Below are 18,011 nucleotides of genomic sequence, written 5' to 3'. Positions count from 1 at the left end.
GATGAGCACCGCTCTCGACCATCTCCGCCTGATGGCCCGCAACAACGCCTATGCCAACGAACGTCTCTTTGATGTCTGCTGCGGGCTCTCGCAGGAGGCGTTCGCGGCGGAGCGGACCAACTTCTTTCCCTCGATCCGGGAAACCCTCAACCACAATTGCGAGGTCGACCGGTACTATCTCGATGCCTTGCGGGAGGAAGGCAGAGGCCTGTCGGTTTATGAGACGCCACACCTCAAGACAGCTGATGAGCTGCAGGCGGCTCAGCAGGGCCTGGACCGGATGCTGATTGCGTTCTGTGACGGGCTCACAACGGCAGACCTGGACCGCAAGGTGATCCAGGACCGGGGCGTGAAAGGCCGGTTCGAGGAAACCATCGCCAACACGCTGCTGCACCTGTTCCAGCACCAGGTCCATCACCGGGGGCAGGTGCATGCGATGCTGGCGGGAACGGATGTCGCCCCGCCGCAGCTCGACGAATTCTTTCTCGATTTCGACCGCCATCCGGCGGCCGAAAAGTTTCTTTGACGCAGGAGCCGGGAGGAGACCCTGTGACCAAACTCTTCGAAGCGCCGCTTTATCCCTACAAGTGGTCGCCCGATCAGGACGCGCCGTCGCCGGTGCGCCACCCCGTGGTGATCATCGGCGCCGGGCCCGTGGGGCTCGCCATGGCCATCGACCTGGCCCAGGCCGACGTGCCGGTGGTGGTGCTGGACGACAATGACAAGGTCAGCGTCGGCTCGCGGGCGATCTGTTTCTCCAAGCGGTCGCTGGAAATCTTCGACCGGCTCGGCTGCGGCGACGAGATGGAGGACAAGGGTGTCGTCTGGAATGTCGGCAAGGTCTTTTTCGGCGATCGCCAGGTCTACGACTTCAACCTGCTGCCCGAGGAAGGCCACAAGCGTCCGGCCTTCATCAATCTCCAGCAATATTACTGCGAGCTGTTCCTGGTCGAGCGTATCCGCGCCCTGCAGGCAAAGGGCAAGCCGGTGGAGATTCGCGGCGGCAACAAGGTCGCCAATCTCCATGCCTATGATGACCACACGCTGGTCACTGTGGAAACGCCGGAAGGCGCCTACAATCTGGAAGCCGACTGGCTGATTGCCTGCGACGGTGCCGGCTCGCCGACCCGCAAGATGCTGGATCTCGACTTTGTCGGACGGGTGTTTGAGGACAATTTCCTGATTGCCGACGTGATCATGAAGGCGGATTTCCCGACCGAGCGCTGGTTCTGGTTCGATCCGCCCTTCAACAAGGACCAGTCGGCGCTGCTTCACAAGCAGCCGGACGGCGTCTGGCGCATCGACCTGCAGCTTGGCTGGGACATCGACAAGGAAAAGGAAAAGAAGCCGGAAAACGTCATTCCGCGGCTCAAGGACATGCTCGGGCCCGATGTCGAATTCGACCTGGAATGGGTGTCGATCTACACCTTCCAGTGCCGGCGCATGGAAAAATTCCGTCACGGCCGGGTGATCTTTGCCGGCGACAGCGCCCACCAGGTGTCGCCCTTCGGCGCGCGGGGGGCCAATTCCGGCTTCCAGGATACCGACAATCTCGGCTGGAAACTGAAGCTTGTGCTCGACGGCAAGGCGCCGGACAGTCTGCTCGACAGCTATGCCTTCGAACGGGAAATGGCGGCCGACGAGAACATCCTGCAGAGCTCGCGTTCAACAGACTTCATCACCCCGAAATCGGAAATCAGCCGGATCTTCCGCGATGCGGTGTTGGATCTCTCCGAGCATTATGCCTTTGCCCGCCCCTTGGTGAATTCCGGTCGCTTGTCCGTGCCCTGCATCTATGACGGCTCACCGCTGAATGGCCCGGACACCGATGGACTTCCGGCGCGCACGCGGCCCGGCAGTCCGGTGGTCGATGCGCCATTGGCCGAAGGCTGGCTTTTGGATCAGGTTGGTGGTGACTTCCTGCTTCTCGGGATAGGGGCAAAGGTTCCTGACCAGAGCGAGATCGAGGGCATCCAGCTGAAAGGCCTGAATATTCCCGCGGATCGGATCAGCCGTGACCTCCGGCACCGCTATCTCGATGAGGCCGATGCGGCCGTCTACCTGATCCGGCCCGATCAGCATGTGGCCGCCCGTTGGACGGGATATGACGCGGCCGGCATCAAGGCGGCACTGAAGGTGGTGCTCGGCAAGAAGGAACAGGCAACATGACCGACAGCGTCCTCACACCCGGACTTGACAAGCCCGATGAATTCTATGCCCGGCTGCTGGCGGCCCACGAGGGTCTGTCCAAGGCGGAAAGCGATGCCTTCAACGCTCGGCTGATCCTGTTGTTGGCCAACCGGATCGGTAATCTGGCGGAGCTGGACGCGCTTCTCGAGGCGGCAAAACGCAAATGACACGTCTCGCCGGCGATCCCGAATGGGGTGATCCTGTCGGGAATCGACAAACGTTCAGGCAAGCGTGAGAGGGAATCGGCAAGCCTTTTTCGAGGAGAATTTGCCTCTGCCTACAACTTTGGCAGCGTGCCTGATTTTTTTCGGGCAAAAAAACCTCGGTAAAAATCAGGAAGTATCTATTTGCTGGTAAACACGAAAACGTCTTGGATTTATTTCGTGAATTAAAACAGCAAGCCGGCGCCGAAGTCTTCATCATTTCATTAACCCCCTGCACCTTCAATAAGAGAAAGTGCGGGGGAAACATGTCCAAGTTACTTACACCTTTGAAAAATGCGCGCTTTTCCGCGAAGGTCGGCGGCGGGTTCGTCACGATGATCCTGGTGGCCGCCGCGGTTGGCGCGGTCGGCACGGTTGCAATCCTGGGGCTCCGGTCCCAGTCGGATGTCAGCGCCAAGGCCACGACCGCCATGGCCAACCTGCAGCAGGTGTCCCAGGCCCAGGAAGCCTATCTTTCTGGCCGCAGTGCGGAACTGGCCGAGGCCGCAGAAGCGCAAATCGGCCAATTGGAACAATCGCTGGTCACGCTCGACGAAGTCTCGGGAACCGGTTCCGGCCATGACGTGACCGCTGAGGCAATTGACCTTGTCGGCAAGCTGAACACCGAATTCGAAGCTGTGGCACAGGCGATTGCCGAACAACAGTCCCAGGCGGACAAGTTGCTGCGTTCGGCGAACGGGCTCGAAGCGATTGCCGCCCAGATCAACGACAAGATGATCAAGATCCATCGCGACGCCGGCAAGGCCGCGCAATCGGCGTCCGGAACCCGGAACCGTGCCGACAAACTGGCCCGCCTGCTTTTGGGGATGGAAGAGGTTTCAGCGGATCTGGAGGGGCGCATTGAGGCGGCGGGCGAGGGCAACGACCTCACCCCGGAAATCGCCCTGGAATTGACTGAAGGTGCTCAAGACCTTGCAAGGTCCGCCAAGAAAGCGGGCAAGCTGAAGGTCGACGGACTGGAGGCCGACAAGGTCAAGGCGCTCGGAGACATTGCCGGGGCCCTGAAGGAAAAACTTCCGAAGCCTGACGGCGAGAACGCCGAGGCCAGCCAGGTTCCGGCAGCAGTCGCCGCGGCGATCTCTTCCGACCTGATGAATCTTCATGGCCAGACCGCAGCGTTGAGGAAGGTCGTCTATGCCGCGGCCGACGAGGCCAAGTCCGTTGCCGGCAAGGCTGAATCCAGGCTCGGTATCGTCGGTCTGGTAAATGTCAACGTGAACAAGTACCAGATGGCGTCCCTGGACATCCGCTCGGCCACAATGGAATTCTTTGCCGGGTTCGGGACCATGGAAGCCGATGCGGTCATTACCCGCATCGGGATCCTGAGGGATATCGCGAACAAGCTCAAAGCCGACAGCGCGGCGTTTCCGGAAATCACCGATGCGGTTGCCGCCATCGAAGCCGAAGTCGGAACCTTCGAAGCCGAATTCGCGGGCATGGTTGCGGCCAGGGACGTTTTCGATGCCAAGCGCGCGGAACTGGTCGCGATTTCAACGCAGGTACGCAGCGTGATCACCAACCTGACGGAGGCCCAGTCCAAAAGCGCATCGTCACGTGCCGACACGGCACTCGGCCTGATTGCCGCCGCTCTCGTGGCAGCGGTCGTGGTTGGCGCGCTTTTGGCCTTTGTCCTGTCACTGGTGATCACCAAGCCGACCCGGGCGCTGACCGAAGCCATGGGGCGTCTGGCGGAGGGCGATATCGATGTGACCGTCCCGTCCACAGACCAGCGTGACGAGATCGGCGACATGAGCCGCACGGTCCAGGTGTTCCAGGAGAACGCGCGCGAGCGTGTGCGTCTGGAAGGCGAAGCCAATGCGCATCGCGAGGCCCAGAATGCCCGCCAGGAAGAAATCGAGCGGCTGATCTTCGGCTTCCGCGAAGAGGTTCAGGGGCTCCTGGGCGCGCTCGACGAAACTGCGGCCAGCATGTCGCGCACCTCGTCGGCGCTGGGCGGTATTGCCGAAAGCAGCGCGGCCCAGGCGGGCGACACCGCCCGGGTCAGTGAAGACGCCAGCATGAGCGTTGAAAACGTCGCCGGCGCCGCGGAGGAACTGTCCGCTTCCATCGCCGAGATCGGCGACCAGGTGCAGCGGTCCTCCGACATCGTGACCTCGGCCACCAGCGCCGTGCACGAGACCAACGGCAAGGTCCAGGGGCTCGCGGAAGCCGCTTCCAAGATCGGCGAAGTCGTTACCCTGATCCAGGCGATTGCCGAACAGACCAACCTCTTGGCGCTGAACGCCACCATCGAGGCGGCGCGCGCCGGGGAAGCCGGCAAGGGCTTTGCGGTGGTCGCCGCCGAGGTCAAGGAACTGGCCACCCAGACGTCGAAGGCGACGGAAGAAATCTCCTCGCAGATCCAGACCATCCAGAACTCCACCAGCGAGGCTGTGGCGGCAATCGGGGCGATTTCCGACACGATGGAAGAGGTCAATGGCTACACCCAGGCGATCTCGGCCGCCGTCAGCCAGCAGGGCTCGGCCACCAACGAGATCTCCGGCAACGTCCAGCGGGCCGCGCAAAGCACCCAGGCGGTCCAGTCGAACATGACCCGCCTTGCGCAGGCTGTCGATGAGACCAAGGAAGCGTCAGGCGACGTGCTGAGCGCCTCCGGTGATCTCAGCAATCGCAGCGGAGCCCTGAAGCAGGGCATCGAGACGTTCCTCAACCGCGTTGCCGCTGCCTGATTACGCCAGGCGATAGAAACAAACAAAAAGCCTCCCGCGGCGACGCGGGAGGTTTTTTTGTTTTTTCTTCGCGGGCGTGCAGCTGACGGATTGATTGATTGTTTTGTCGAAAAATTAAAACTTATGATTGAAAATTGCCGCCGTGGCGATGCTTTCACCGGGAGTAGAGACAGGTGGCAATCGCCGATGGGGTCGAACCACCGGGGCAGGGGCCGCGGCTTAGCGAATGCGCGTTGGTTCACCCGCAGAGGAGAAAGAATCATGAGCATTTCGGAACGTCAGGATGCGCAAGACAAGACATCGGGTTACCCGGTCTTTGCGCCCTATGCACAGCTCGGCTCCAAGTGGATCGGCTCCGGCGCGGTAGGATCCAGCAACCAGGGGACTGTCGCGATCTCCGCGGACGGGTCGACGGCCGTCGTTGGAGGCAGCAACGACAGCGAGGGAACCGGTGCGATCTGGATTTTTGTCAGGAGCGGCGACAGCTGGACGCAGCAGGGCGCTAAGCTGACTGGAACCGATTGCATCGGCGCTACAGGCCTAGGGACCTCGGTTGCCATTTCGGAGGACGGCAACACGGTGATTGCGGGCGGCAGCGGTGACAACGGCCTTGTTGGCGCGGCCTGGGTCTTCACCCGGACCAGCGGGATCTGGACGCAGCAGGGCAACAAACTGGTCGGGTCGGGCTATTCCGACGGTCCGATGCAGGGCGCCGCCGTCGGCATTTCGGCCGATGGCAACACGGTCGCGATCGGCGGTGACGGCGATGGTGGTGCTGTCGGCGCAGTCTGGATCTTTATCCGGTCAGCCGGGGTGTGGTCTCAAGCCGGCAGCAAGCTCGTTGGATCCGGCTATGACGGCAACGTGAGCCAGGGCTCCGCGCTGGCCTTGTCGGGGGATGGGCAGACACTCGTCATCGGCAGTGCGCTGGAAGTACTGGGCACAGCGCCGGTCTGGGTCTTTGTAAATTCCGGGGGCTGGCAGCAGCAGGGCAACTACCTGACAGGCTCCGGCGGCGTACCGGACCCGTATGGACAGAACACATCGCTCGCCGTTTCCCATGACGGCAACACGTTTGTCCTTGGCGAGAACCAGGACAATGACCAGACCGGCGCGGTCTGGATCTTCACGCGTACCAGCGGGATCTGGTCCCAGGACGGCAGCAAGTTCGTTGGCAGCGGAGCGACCGGCAAGGCCGGGCAGGGCGGCGCGGTCGCCATATCCAAGGATGGCGGTACGATTGCCGTTGGCGGCGACGATGACAATTCGGACCAGGGTGCCGTCTGGGTCTTCCGGAACAATTCCGGCAACTGGCTGCAGGTCGGGGAAAAGCTGGTTGGAACCGGCGCCTCCGGCAGCGCCATTCAGGGAACGAGCGTTGCCCTGTCCGGCGACGGCCGCACGATCCTCTCCGGCGGTCCCGGCGACAACGGAATGAACGGCGCGACCTGGGTCTTCGCGGCGCAGTTCATCGACTGACGGGATCGCACGATCGACTTTGTGTCCGGCCTTCTTTCAGAGCGTGAAGGAAGGTCGGCCCCTGTAAGCCGGTACCGGGTACACCGTTTGATGCCTTCACCGACTGCATCTGCCGCAGGTCTTGCGGTGCCCGGGTTAGGAAGAACCGTCCGGCGGCGGTCGCCGGACGATGCAGCCGCCGGGCCGCAGATCGTTTTGTAACTGCAACTCATTCGCAACTGGCTTGACAGTTGCAAATGATTTGCAATATCACTTGCAGAAAGGTCTCCTCCAGCCGGGAAACGGTGATGCTCAAAAATCTGGTTCTGACAGCTTCTTTCGCCACGCTTGTCGCGGGGGTTTCCTGCACGGTGCAGGCCGAGGACAAGATGAAGGTGGTCACCACCTTCACTGTTCTGGCCGACATTGCCCGGAATGTGGCCGGTGAGGCGGCCGAAGTTGTTTCCATCACCAAGCCGGGCGCGGAGATCCACGGCTATCAGCCGACGCCGCAGGACATTGTCCGGGCCTCGGACGCGGATTTGATCCTGTGGAACGGCATGAACCTGGAACTCTGGTTCGAACAGTTCCTGTCGAACCTGGGCGACGTGCCTTCCGCAACATTGTCCGACGGCATCGACCCGATTCCGATCGCGTACGGTTCCTATGAAGGCAAGCCAAACCCGCATGCCTGGATGGGACTCGACAACGCCCTGATCTATATCGACAACATCGAAAAGGCTTTTGCCGGAAACGACCCGGACAATGCGGCCGTCTATGCGCGCAATGCCGAGGCCTACAAGGACAGGCTTCGCGAAACCATCGAGCCGCTGCGCCAGGCTGTGGCCGAAATTCCCGAGGACAGGCGCTGGCTGGTCACCTGTGAAGGCGCCTTCAGCTACCTGGCGCGCGATTTCGGCATGAAGGAACTGTACCTCTGGCCGATGAATGCCGACCAGGTCGGCACGCCTCAACAGGTCCGTTCCGTGATCGACGGCGTAAGAGAAAACGAGATCCCGGTGGTGTTCTGTGAAAGCACGGTCAACACGGCACCGGCCAAACAGGTCGCGCGGGAAACCGGCTCCAGCTACGGCGGCGAGCTCTATGTGGATTCCCTGAGCGAAGCCGGCGGCCCTGTTCCGACCTACCTGGATCTCCTGAAGGTGACCTCCGGAACGGTTGTGGAAGGTCTGAAGGCTAGGCTGGAGTGACAAATTAACGATTGGCAGCGCCGCCCGAGAATCGGGTCATTTCAAGGAGCATGGAGGACGGACATGCGGGACATATTCGACGACATGCGACGCAGAAATGACCCGATTTTCGGACGGCCCCTTCGGGGTTGGTCCAGGATCGCCCCTGAAGGCGTTGGAAATGCTCGAAAGTGCGCTGCACTTCCTTGCGCTTTCCGCCTGTTCAGGAACGATCCTGACCACAACGAGCCCAGTCGTAAATTTGTCACTACAGCCTGGCAACTGATTGAAGGCCGCGAATGGCCGGTGCGCAGGCGCTCGCACCACTTGGCCGCATTGTGAACGCGCGGATTGTGCATATTAATAGGCAAAACCCATGTTGCAGATTGTCAGGGACGCGGAAATGGACATGACCGCTCAGGCGGATGACGGCGGACTGTCTGCCGAAGACGTTACCGTGACCTATCGCAACGGTCACACGGCGCTGTGGAATGCCAGTTTTCACATTCCGCGTGGCACCGTGACGGCCCTGGTTGGCGTGAACGGGGCGGGCAAGTCCACCCTGTTCAAGGCGATCATGGGCTTTCTGCCGGCCGCGAAAGGCAGGATCAGGATCCTCGGTCTGCCGGTAGCCGAGGCCCTGCGCAGGAACCTGGTTGCCTATGTGCCCCAGTCGGAAGAGGTCGACTGGTCCTTTCCGGTCCTGGTGGAAGATGTCGTGATGATGGGCCGTTATGGCCACATGGGGTTCCTGCGTCGGCCGAAAAAGGCGGACCACGAAGCTGTCGAACTGGCGCTTCGGCGCGTCAACATGCAGGATTTCCGCCACAGGCAGATCGGAGAACTGTCCGGCGGCCAGCGCAAGCGCGTCTTCCTGGCAAGGTCATTGGCCCAGGACGGCCAGGTGATCCTGCTGGATGAACCCTTCACCGGCGTGGACGTCAAGACGGAAGAGCAGATCGTTGCGCTTTTGAAGGAACTCAGGGACGAGGGCCGCGTCATGCTGGTCTCGACCCACAATCTCGGCTCCGTGCCGGAATTCTGCGACCGGACCGTTCTGGTCAAGGGGACGGTGCTCGATTACGGGCCCACGGAGACCACCTTCACCAGGGACAATCTGGAAAAAGCCTTCGGCGGTGTCCTGCGCCATTTCACCATTTCCGATCAGACGCTGCACACCGACGGGGACCAGCGCACGGTCACGATCCTGACCGACGACGAGCGGCCCTTCGTGCAATATGGCGACCAGGTCCAGACCAGCAAGGCGGCACCCGGTGACAGCCGGGAGGAGAGCGACACCGGAGAGGCGTCCCGGTGATGGACCTGCTTCTGGAGCCGTTCGGCTACAACTACATGACCAACGCCATGTGGGTCTCCGCCCTGGTCGGCGGTGTCTGTGCCTTTCTGTCGGCCTACCTGATGCTGAAGGGCTGGTCGCTGATCGGCGATGCCCTGTCCCATTCGGTCGTGCCCGGAGTGGCAGGGGCCTATATTCTCGGCCTTCCGTTCGCGCTCGGGGCTTTCATTGCCGGCGGGCTGGCCGCCGGTGCCATGCTGTTCCTGTCGGAACGCTCGGGCCTGAAGGTGGATGTGATCATCGGCCTGATCTTCACCTCGTTTTTCGGTCTCGGCCTGTTCATCGTGTCCGTCAATCCGATGTCGGTTTCCATCCAGACGATCACCATGGGCAACATCCTGGCGATCACGCCCGAAGACACTCTGCAGCTCGCCATCATCGGTTTTGTCTCGCTGGCGATCCTGCTGGCCAAGTGGAAGGACCTGATGGTCACCTTTTTCGACGAGAACCATGCCCGTACCATCGGATTGAAGCCGGGCCTGCTGAAGGCGGTGTTTTTCGTGCTCCTGTCCGCGTCCGTGGTGGCCGCGATGCAGACGGTCGGCGCTTTCCTGGTGATCGCCATGGTGGTGACGCCAGGCGCGACGGCCTATCTCCTGTGCGACCGCTTTCCCAGGCTGATCGCGCTTTCCGTCGCCATCGGCACCCTGACGAGTTTCTTCGGTGCCTATGCCAGCTATTTTCTCGACGGGGCGACCGGCGGGATCATCGTCACGCTGCAGACACTGATTTTCCTGGTGACGTTCCTGCTGGCGCCGAAGCACGGGCTTCTGGCCGCCCGGCGCAAGGCGGCCGAGGCGCTGCGCAAGGGGCCCTCGGCTCAAGGGGAGGCGCGCTGATGGATCTCGAGACGCTTCTCCTGCCGTTCCGCTTTCCCTTCATGCAGAACGCCTTCCTGATCTGCATCATCGTTGCGGTGCCGACTGCGCTCTTGTCTTGCTTCCTGGTGATGAAGGGCTGGGCCCTGATGGGGGACGCGGTCAGCCATGCCATCCTGCCGGGGATCGTCCTGGCCTATATCTTCGGCATTCCCCTGCTGATCGGTGCCTTTGCCGCCGGCATGGTCTGCTCCCTCGCGACCGGATACCTGTCCGGCAACAGCCGGGTGAAACAGGACACGGTCATGGGCGTGGTCTTCTCCGGCATGTTCGGCCTCGGCATCGTGCTGTACGTCTCGATCGAGACCAACGCCCACCTGGACCACATTCTTTTCGGCAACATGCTTGGTGTGGAATGGCATGAACTGGTGACGGCCGGCATCAGCGCCCTGGTTGTCGGCGGTCTGCTGGTCCTGAAATGGAAGGACCTGGTGCTGCACAGCTTCGATCCCGCCCAGGCAAAAGCTTCCGGCCTGCCGATCAATGCGATGCATTACGGTCTTCTGGCGGCCCTGTCGCTGACCATCGTTGCGACTCTGTCTGCTGCCGGGCTCATTCTCGCCATCGGCCTGCTGATTGCGCCGGGGGCGATCGCGTTCCTGCTTGTGCGGACCTTCGGCACCATGCTCTGGGTGTCTGTTCTGGTGTGCATGATATCGATGCTGGCCGGCACCTATGCGAGCTTCTTCCTTGACAGTGCTCCCGCGCCGACCATCATCCTGATCCTCACGGGCCTTTTCCTGCTGGCCTTTGGCCGCAGGCAAATTCTCAACCGCCAGGCCTCCCGGCTCCGGATCGCAGGCGTGGAACCGGCAGGCGAGTGACTGCGACCCGATACAGCCACGGCTGCTGCCCCGAGCGCGGAAACCGCCACTCTCGCCAATACAATTTGCTACACTAATTAGATTGTTGGCCTAAGGGATTTGCCTTACAGCATGGATCACGGGAGGAAATCCTGAGCGGATCCGTGTCCGGTCGAATGGTGGAGCAGTCATTGGCAATTTGGAAGCAGCTCTTGCTGGCCCTCGTGGTTCTGGCCGTCGCGGCCGGTCTCTGGGTCCGGTACTACCCGGGGGCAGAGACCCGGCTTTCGGCCTGGGGAATCGACTGGCTCGACTTCGCCGTGGTCGATGCCGCCCCGGCCGAAGCGAACAAGCCACGCCGGCGCGGCGGTCCACAGGGCGCGGTTGTCACGACGCCCGTCGTCGAGATCACGATCAACGACCGACTGTCCGCCATCGGCACCAGCACCGCACTGCAGTCCGTAGCCGTAACGCCCTATACCAGCGGCACCCTGACAGAGGTTCTTGTCAGGTCCGGCGCCACCGTGAAGGCAGACGATATCGTTGCCAAACTGGATTCCGAAGCCGAACAGATCGCGGTCGAGCGTGCCGCCAACGCCCTGAAGGACGCCGAGGCACGGCTGCAGCGCATGGAACAGTTGCGCAAGACCAACACGGCGACCGCGGTTCAGGTCACCGACGCCGAGCTGTCGGTGGACAATGCGCGCCTGCAACTCAGGGAGGCGCAGCTGGCGCTGTCCCGGCGCTCCATCGAGACTCCCATAGGCGGCGTCGTCGGCATTTTGCCGATCACCGCCGGAAACTACGTGACCTCGCAATCGGTCATTGCCACCATTGACGACCGCAGCGAGATCCTGGTCGATTTCTGGGTGCCGGAGCGCTATGCCTCCGCAATTCAAGTCGGCTCGCCGATCACGGCGACCTCGGTCGCCCGGCCCGGCGAGACCTTCGACGGGGTCATCAGCGCGGTCGACAACCGCATCGACATCGACAGCCGCACGCTGCAGGTGCGGGCCCGGTTCCCGAACGAGGCCGACAAGCTTCGGGCGGGCATGTCCTTCCAGGTCTCGATGAGGTTTCCGGGCGATGAATATCCGGCCGTCGATCCGCTTGCAGTGCAATGGGGCGCGGATGGGGCCTTTGTCTGGGCCGTGCGTGACGGCAAGGGCGCGCGTGTTCCCATCAATATCATCCAGCGCAACACCGACAGCGTGCTTGTCGATGCGGCTCTCGACACGACGGACGAGGTCGTGACCGAGGGCATTCACCTGGTGCGGCAGGGAGCGGACGTGACGATCGCCGACCGCAAGCAGGCCCCGGCCGCCGACACACCGCCGGAACCGGTTTCCACCAAGAGCGGCTCCTGAGCTGCGTGAGGTTGCCATGAAGATGGACCGTCTGAAGGATCTCGGCTTTACCGGACTGTTTGTCCGCCGGCCCGTCTTGGCCTTCGTGATCAACATGCTGATCGTGGTCGCCGGCGTCGCGGCCATATTCGGGGTTGAAGTGCGCGAACTGCCGGATGTGGACCGTCCCGTCATTACGGTGAGCACGGACTACCGTTCCGCGTCCGCGGAGACCATTGACCGTGAGGTCACCGGCCTCATCGAGGGGGCCGTGGCGCGGGTATCCGGCGTCAAGGCGATCTCCTCGTCGTCCTCGTTCGGGCGCAGCCGCGTGGTGGTCGAATTCTCCGACGACGTTGATCTGGACGTGGCCGCGTCGGACATGCGCGACGCCCTCGGGCGCATCCTCAACGACATGCCGGAGGACGCGGACCCCTCGCGGATCATCAAGGCGGACGCCAATGCGCAGCCGGTCGTCCGGCTGGCTCTGACCTCGGATCGCATGACGGTCGAGGACATGACCGTGCTGGTGGAGGAACAGGTCACGGACAGCCTTGCCGCGGTGCCGGGCGTCGCTGATGTCCAGGTCTATGGCGACCGGGAGAAGATCTTCCGGATCGATATCGACCAGGCCAAGATGGCCAGCCTGAACCTGACCATCGCCGACGTGGCCAATGCGCTGTCTTCCATGGCCTTCGACACGCCGGCCGGCTCGCTGACCAGCCAGACCCAGGACCTGATCGTGCGGGCGACGGCTGCCGTCAACTCTCCCGAAGCCTTCGAGAACATCATCATCAACCGCCGGGCCCGGCTGAGGGACTTCGTGACCGTCACGCTCGGCCCGGATCTCGGCCAGACCCAGCTGCGGGCAAACGGCAAGTCGGGCATCGGCCTCGGCGTCATCCGCTCGGCCCAGTCGAACACGCTCGAGATTTCCCAGGGCGTGCGGGCGGCGGCGGAACGCATTCAGGAAACCTTGCCCGCCGGCACGACCATCGAGGTGACCAGCGACGACGCCATCTTCATCAACGGCGCCATCCACGAAGTTGAAATTGCGCTCGGCATCGCGGTCAGCATCGTGCTGCTGATCATCTACATCTTCCTGTGGGACTGGCGCGCGACCATCATTCCCGGCGTGTCGCTGCCTGTTGCCCTGATCGGCACTTTGGCGGCGATCTATCTCGCCGGCTTCTCGATCAACATCCTGACCCTGCTGGCGCTGGTGCTGGCGACGGGGCTTGTGGTCGATGACGCCATCGTGGTTCTGGAGAACATCGTCCGCCGCCGCAACGAGGGCATCGGCCCGCGCGCGGCCGCCGTGCTCGGCACGGAGGAAGTGTTCTTCGCGGTTCTGGCGACGACCGCCACCTTGATCGCGGTGTTCGTGCCCCTGTCCTTCCTGCCGGGGCAGACCGGTGGCCTGTTCCGGGAATTCGGCTTCGTCCTGGCGATTGCCGTGTTCCTGTCCTCGATCGTCGCCCTGTCGCTATGCCCGATGCTGGCCTCCCGTATCCTGAAATCAGGCAATGGGTCAGACAAGGGAAGTGGCACCAACGGCCACAGCGGACCCGTCGGCAGCCTGGGACGGCTGCTTGGCGGCCTCTACGGGCGCTGTCTTCACTGGTGCCTCGACGCGCCCATCGTTGTGGTGGTGATTTCGGTTCTCTTCGCCGCGACGGCCGGTGTCCTGTTCGGGACGCTGAAATCCGAACTCACACCGTCCGAGGACCGCTCGCTCGCGTTCCTCCGGATTTCCGCGCCGCAGGGCGTCAGCCTGGACTATCTGTCCCAGCAGATGCGGGGGATCGAGGGATTGCTGGAGCCCTACCGGGAGTCCGGTGAAGTCACCAGCATCTTTTCCATCGCGGGCGCGCGTGGTTCCAAGAACACCGGCTTCATGGTGATGCGCCTGGCGCCCTGGGAAGAGCGCACACGCTCGCAGCAGACGATCCTGGCCGAAGTGAACGGACTGGTGCGGGGCGTTCCCGGCGTGCGGGCCTTTGCCTTCCAGCCCAACAGTCTCGGCATTCGCGGCGCGGGCTCGGGGCTCCAATTCGCCGTGGCCGGCAGCAACGCCTACGCGGACCTTGGGGACGCGGCCGAGAAGATCATCGCGGAAATGGAAAAGGATCCGCGTTTCCGTCAGGTGCGGCTGTCGAGCGAGGCGACCCAGCCACAGCTGTCGGTTTCCGTCGATCGCGAGCGGGCCTCGGATCTCGGCATCGACATCAACGGTCTGGGAAGCGCGATGCAGGCCATGCTGGACGGGCGCAAGATCGGCCAGGTCTTCATCAACGACCAGGCTTATGATGTGAAATTCGTGTCGACCACCAACCCCATCAACGACCCCACGGACATGGAGAATATCTTCATCAAGACCGGGGACGGGCGCTTCGTGCCGGTGTCGACCATTGCCAGCCTGAAGGAAATCGCCGTTCCGCCGGCACTCGAGCGTGAACACCAGATGCGTGCGGTTGCCGTGACCTCCGCGCTTGCCCCGGATTTCGCGCTCGGCAGTGCCTATGCCGAGGCCCAGAGAATTGCCGAGCCGCTGCTGCCGCCGGGCGCGCGGATCGTCCCGCTTGCGGAAACGGCGACGCTGGGCGAGCAATCCTCATCCATGGCACGGACCTTCGGGTTTGCCATCGTCATCATCCTGCTGGTTCTGGCGGCCCAGTTCGAGAGCTTCGTCAGCGCCGTCATCATCATGGCGACTGTCCCGCTTGGACTGGCCTGCGCCGTGTTCGCCATGCTTCTGACGGGCACGACCCTCAACGTCTATTCCCAGATCGGACTGGTGCTGCTGGTCGGCATCATGGCCAAGAACGGCATCCTGATCGTCGAGTTTGCCAACCAGTTGCGGGACCGCGGCCAGGGTGTGCGCGAGGCGATCGAGAACGCCGCCAATATCCGGCTCAGGCCCGTGATGATGACCATGATCTGCACCATCGTCGGCGGCGTGCCGCTGATCATGGCCAGCGGTGCCGGCGCGGAAGCCCGCATCGCGCTCGGCTATGTCATTGTCGGCGGCCTGGGCCTGGCAACCCTGTCGACCCTGTTCCTGACCCCGGTGGCCTATCTGCTGCTCGGCCGGTTCATCACGCCGGCGGCCAGGGAAGAGGAACGGCTCCACAATGAGATGGACGCCGCCCGTTCGCTGGAGCAGCCCGGGGAATAGGGCTGCCGGCGCGGCTAGCCTTGGCATTCGCGCCCGGCGATGGCCCGGAAAGGCGGTGGGCAAACAGCTGCGGGGATGTCAGGATCCCGGCGGCTATTCCGTCATGGCCGCTGTTGTCTTCCTGGAAGGTCTATCGATGAAAATAACCAAATTCACCACCTACATCGTGCCGCCGCGCTGGCTGTTTCTGAAAATCGAAACGGACGAGGGGCTCTGCGGCTGGGGGGAGCCGGTGGTCGAAGGCCGGGCGCATACGACCGAGGCAGCGGTCCATGAAATGTCTGATTACCTGATCGGAAAGGACCCTTTTCTGATCGAGGACCACTGGACGGTGCTTTACCGGGGCGGGTTTTATCGCGGCGGCGCCATCCACATGAGCGCGATTGCCGGGATCGATCAGGCACTGTGGGACATCAAGGGAAAGGCGCTCGGCCAACCCGTCCATGCGCTGCTTGGCGGCCAGCTGCGGGACAGGATCAAGGTCTATTCCTGGGTCGGAGGAGACCGGCCCTCGGAAACGGCCGAAAAAGCGCGCGCCCTGGTCGCAAGCGGTTTCAAGGCGCTCAAGATGAACGGCTGCGAGGAAATGCAGTTTCTGGACAGCAACGCCAAGATAGACAAAGCGGTTGCCGCTGTCGCCGCCGTTCGGGAAGCTGTCGGGCCGGATATCGGCATCGGGGTGGATTTTCACGGCCGGGTGCACAAGCCGATGGCCAAGGTTCTTGCCAGGGAACTCGAGCCCTACAGGTTGATGTTTCTGGAAGAACCGGTCCTGTCGGAAAACCACGAAGCCCTGAGGGAGATCTCCGGGCATTGCTCGACACCAATTGCGCTCGGAGAACGGCTTTATTCGCGTTGGGACTACAAGGACATCCTGGCCGGTGGCTGCGTCGACATTATCCAGCCCGACCTGTCACATGCCGGCGGCATCACCGAATGCCGGAAGATCGCGGCGATGGCGGAAGCCTATGATGTCGGTCTGGCGCCTCACTGTCCTCTCGGTCCCATCGCGCTTGCGGCCTGCCTGCAGCTGGATGCGGTTGCCTACAACGCGGTCATCCAGGAGCAAAGTCTGGGAATTCATTACAACAAGACGAACGATCTCCTGGATTACCTTCAAAACCCCGAGGTGTTCTCCTTTGACGACGGCTATGTTGCCATTCCGCAAGGAGCCGGCCTCGGTATGGAAATCAACGAGGACTACGTGAAGGCACGGGCACGTGAAGGGCATCGCTGGCGCAATCCTGTCTGGCGTCACGAAGACGGCAGCGTCGCCGAATGGTGAGGGCCGGACCGTCTAACATTCTTCAGACGTCATGCAGGTTTTGAGCGCGCTTGGCCGGAGCGACTGCTGAAAGGCTGTTGAAAAAACCGCCCGTGTCGCCACGGGCGGTTATGCTTTTTGCTGTTTCTCTCCTTACCGGCCCGTGATGCCTGGAAAGAACAGAAGGATTCCGACCGCCAGTATCTGCAGCGCAATGAAGGGCAGAAGCGAGCGGAAGATCGTCGCCAGGGTAATGTCCGGTGGGGCTACGCTTTTCAGGTAAAACGCGGCTGGGCCAAACGGCGGCGACAGGAACGACACCTGCATGTTCATGCAGAACAGCACGCCGAACCAGACCGGGTCATAGCCCAGATCCCTGATGATCGGCACGAAGATCGGCATCGTCAGAAGCGCGATCCCGACCCAGTCCAGGAACATGCCGAGCACGAACAGGATCAGCATCATGAACAGCAGGATGATGGTCGGATTGTCCGAGATGCCTGAGATCAGCGTGGAGACGAACTTGATGCCGCCCATCAGGTTGAAGACGCCGACCAGCGCGCTGGCGCCGATGCCGATCCAGACGATCATGCCGACGGTCTGAAGTGTTTGCAGGGCGGCGCCCTTGAGCAGGCCGAGCGAGAATTCGCCGCGCACCACGGTCGACAGCAGCACGCCGGCCACACCGACGGCGGAGGCCTCGGTCACGCTGGCAACGCCGCCATAGATCGAGCCAAGCACGCCCGCGACCACCATGAGCGGCAGGACCAGGCCCTTGAGCAGGCGGAGCTTTTCCTCCAGCGGCACCGGGTCGCCCTCCGGCACCGGAGCGATCCTGGGGTTGAGATAGGCCCGGATCAGCACATAGGCGACATAGAAGCCGGCCAGCATCAGGCCCGGCACGAAGGCTGCGGTGAAGAGATCGCCGACCGAGACATTGGCGGTCAGGCCGTAGATGATCAGCACGATCGACGGTGGCACCATGGTGCCGAGCGCGCCACCGGCGCAGACGACGCCGATTGCCAGGTGCTTGTCGTAGCCGAGCCGCAGCATCTGCGGCAGGGCCACCAGTCCGAGCAGGACGACCTCGCCGCCGATGATGCCGCTCATGGCGGCCAGGATGACGGCCACGACGATGGTCTGGATGGCGACACCGCCGCGCAGGCGGCCACCGACCAGCTTCATGGCGTCGAACAGGTCCCGGGCGATGCCGGACCGGTCGAGGATCGCCGCCATCAGCACGAACATGGGCACGGAGACGAAGACGAAGGAGCCAACGAAGGAGTAGACCCGGCTGGTGATCAGCGGCACGACCATGGGGCCGAACCAGCCGAGGGCGAAGATCAGCGCAACCAGCAGCGTGACGAAGGCGAGCGGGATGCCGGAGACCAGCAGGGCCAGCAGCATCGCGAACATGAGCAGGGTGCCGCCCT

At 62.6% G+C, this 18,011-nt stretch carries 13 protein-coding genes; 12 read left to right on the top strand and 1 reads right to left on the bottom strand.

Annotation, left to right across the window (positions count from 1 at the left end; translation table 11 throughout):
- The first annotated feature begins 1 nt into the window (after window position 1).
- The 12 genes from O6760_RS29150 to dgoD all read left to right on the top strand — a co-directional run bounded on the left by O6760_RS29150 (window position 2) and on the right by dgoD (window position 16,599).
- Window positions 2-526 carry a DinB family protein gene (locus O6760_RS29150; protein WP_269583158.1) on the top strand — a complete coding sequence of 175 codons (525 nt, stop codon included), beginning with the start codon at window positions 2-4 and terminating at the stop codon, window positions 524-526.
- Between the two features lie 23 nt (window positions 527-549).
- Window positions 550-2,169: an FAD-dependent oxidoreductase gene (locus O6760_RS29145; protein ID WP_269583157.1), complete on the top strand. Its 1,620-nt coding sequence runs from the start codon at window positions 550-552 to the stop codon at window positions 2,167-2,169.
- Complete coding sequence (locus tag O6760_RS29140; RefSeq protein WP_269583156.1) at window positions 2,166-2,357, top strand: DUF2783 domain-containing protein; 192 nt, start codon at window positions 2,166-2,168, stop codon at window positions 2,355-2,357. The genes O6760_RS29145 and O6760_RS29140 overlap by 4 nt, the downstream gene beginning before the upstream one ends.
- Before the next feature lie 302 nt (window positions 2,358-2,659).
- Window positions 2,660-5,104, top strand: coding sequence for a methyl-accepting chemotaxis protein (locus O6760_RS29135; RefSeq protein ID WP_269583155.1), 2,445 nt, complete (start codon window positions 2,660-2,662; stop codon window positions 5,102-5,104).
- Window positions 5,105-5,365: 261 nt separating this feature from the next.
- Window positions 5,366-6,583, top strand: coding sequence for a WD40 repeat domain-containing protein (locus O6760_RS29130; RefSeq protein WP_269583154.1), 1,218 nt, complete (start codon window positions 5,366-5,368; stop codon window positions 6,581-6,583).
- Window positions 6,584-6,870: 287 nt separating this feature from the next.
- Window positions 6,871-7,773 carry a metal ABC transporter substrate-binding protein gene (locus O6760_RS29125; protein WP_269583153.1) on the top strand — a complete coding sequence of 301 codons (903 nt, stop codon included), beginning with the start codon at window positions 6,871-6,873 and terminating at the stop codon, window positions 7,771-7,773.
- Between the two features lie 382 nt (window positions 7,774-8,155).
- Complete coding sequence (locus O6760_RS29120; protein ID WP_442969945.1) at window positions 8,156-9,070, top strand: manganese/iron ABC transporter ATP-binding protein; 915 nt, start codon at window positions 8,156-8,158, stop codon at window positions 9,068-9,070.
- Complete coding sequence (locus tag O6760_RS29115; RefSeq protein WP_269586375.1) at window positions 9,070-9,948, top strand: metal ABC transporter permease; 879 nt, start codon at window positions 9,070-9,072, stop codon at window positions 9,946-9,948. Before O6760_RS29120 ends, O6760_RS29115 begins: the two co-directional genes overlap by 1 nt.
- Window positions 9,948-10,811 (top strand): metal ABC transporter permease, encoded by an 864-nt coding sequence (locus O6760_RS29110; RefSeq protein ID WP_269583151.1) that lies wholly within the window; start codon window positions 9,948-9,950, stop codon window positions 10,809-10,811. The genes O6760_RS29115 and O6760_RS29110 overlap by 1 nt, the downstream gene beginning before the upstream one ends.
- A gap of 170 nt (window positions 10,812-10,981) precedes the next feature.
- Window positions 10,982-12,157 carry an efflux RND transporter periplasmic adaptor subunit gene (locus O6760_RS29105; protein WP_269583150.1) on the top strand — a complete coding sequence of 392 codons (1,176 nt, stop codon included), beginning with the start codon at window positions 10,982-10,984 and terminating at the stop codon, window positions 12,155-12,157.
- Window positions 12,158-12,173: 16 nt separating this feature from the next.
- On the top strand, window positions 12,174-15,314 hold the full coding sequence (locus O6760_RS29100; protein WP_269583149.1) for an efflux RND transporter permease subunit: 3,141 nt from the start codon (window positions 12,174-12,176) through the stop codon (window positions 15,312-15,314).
- Window positions 15,315-15,450: 136 nt separating this feature from the next.
- The gene (gene dgoD, locus O6760_RS29095; protein WP_269583148.1) at window positions 15,451-16,599 is read left to right on the top strand and encodes a galactonate dehydratase; all 1,149 of its coding nucleotides are present in this window, start codon (window positions 15,451-15,453) and stop codon (window positions 16,597-16,599) included.
- A 132-nt stretch (window positions 16,600-16,731) separates the two neighbouring features.
- On the opposite strand, the gene O6760_RS29090 is transcribed toward dgoD, so the two are convergent.
- A complete protein-coding gene (locus O6760_RS29090; RefSeq protein ID WP_269586374.1) occupies window positions 16,732-17,994 on the bottom strand; it encodes a TRAP transporter large permease in 1,263 nt (420 codons plus the stop codon).
- Window positions 17,995-18,011 lie beyond the last annotated feature (17 nt).

It is taken from the genome of Roseibium sp. Sym1 (genome assembly GCF_027359675.1).
Taxonomy (GTDB): Bacteria; Pseudomonadota; Alphaproteobacteria; order Rhizobiales; family Stappiaceae; genus Roseibium.
This window is presented reverse-complemented; position numbering and strand designations above follow the sequence as displayed.

What these genes read in the sequence shown, in the direction of transcription:
- O6760_RS29150 (WP_269583158.1), top strand. Translation starts at nt 2, where the DNA reads ATGAGCACCGCTCTCGACCATCTCCGCCTGATGGCCCGCAACAACGCC.
- O6760_RS29100 (WP_269583149.1), top strand. Translation starts at nt 12,174, where the DNA reads ATGAAGATGGACCGTCTGAAGGATCTCGGCTTTACCGGACTGTTTGTC.
- dgoD (WP_269583148.1), top strand. Translation starts at nt 15,451, where the DNA reads ATGAAAATAACCAAATTCACCACCTACATCGTGCCGCCGCGCTGGCTG.
- O6760_RS29140 (WP_269583156.1), top strand. Translation starts at nt 2,166, where the DNA reads ATGACCGACAGCGTCCTCACACCCGGACTTGACAAGCCCGATGAATTC.
- O6760_RS29090 (WP_269586374.1), bottom strand. Translation starts at nt 17,994, where the DNA reads ATGTTCGCGATGCTGCTGGCCCTGCTGGTCTCCGGCATCCCGCTCGCC.
- O6760_RS29135 (WP_269583155.1), top strand. Translation starts at nt 2,660, where the DNA reads ATGTCCAAGTTACTTACACCTTTGAAAAATGCGCGCTTTTCCGCGAAG.
- O6760_RS29125 (WP_269583153.1), top strand. Translation starts at nt 6,871, where the DNA reads ATGCTCAAAAATCTGGTTCTGACAGCTTCTTTCGCCACGCTTGTCGCG.
- O6760_RS29130 (WP_269583154.1), top strand. Translation starts at nt 5,366, where the DNA reads ATGAGCATTTCGGAACGTCAGGATGCGCAAGACAAGACATCGGGTTAC.
- O6760_RS29120 (WP_442969945.1), top strand. Translation starts at nt 8,156, where the DNA reads ATGGACATGACCGCTCAGGCGGATGACGGCGGACTGTCTGCCGAAGAC.
- O6760_RS29110 (WP_269583151.1), top strand. Translation starts at nt 9,948, where the DNA reads ATGGATCTCGAGACGCTTCTCCTGCCGTTCCGCTTTCCCTTCATGCAG.
- O6760_RS29115 (WP_269586375.1), top strand. Translation starts at nt 9,070, where the DNA reads ATGGACCTGCTTCTGGAGCCGTTCGGCTACAACTACATGACCAACGCC.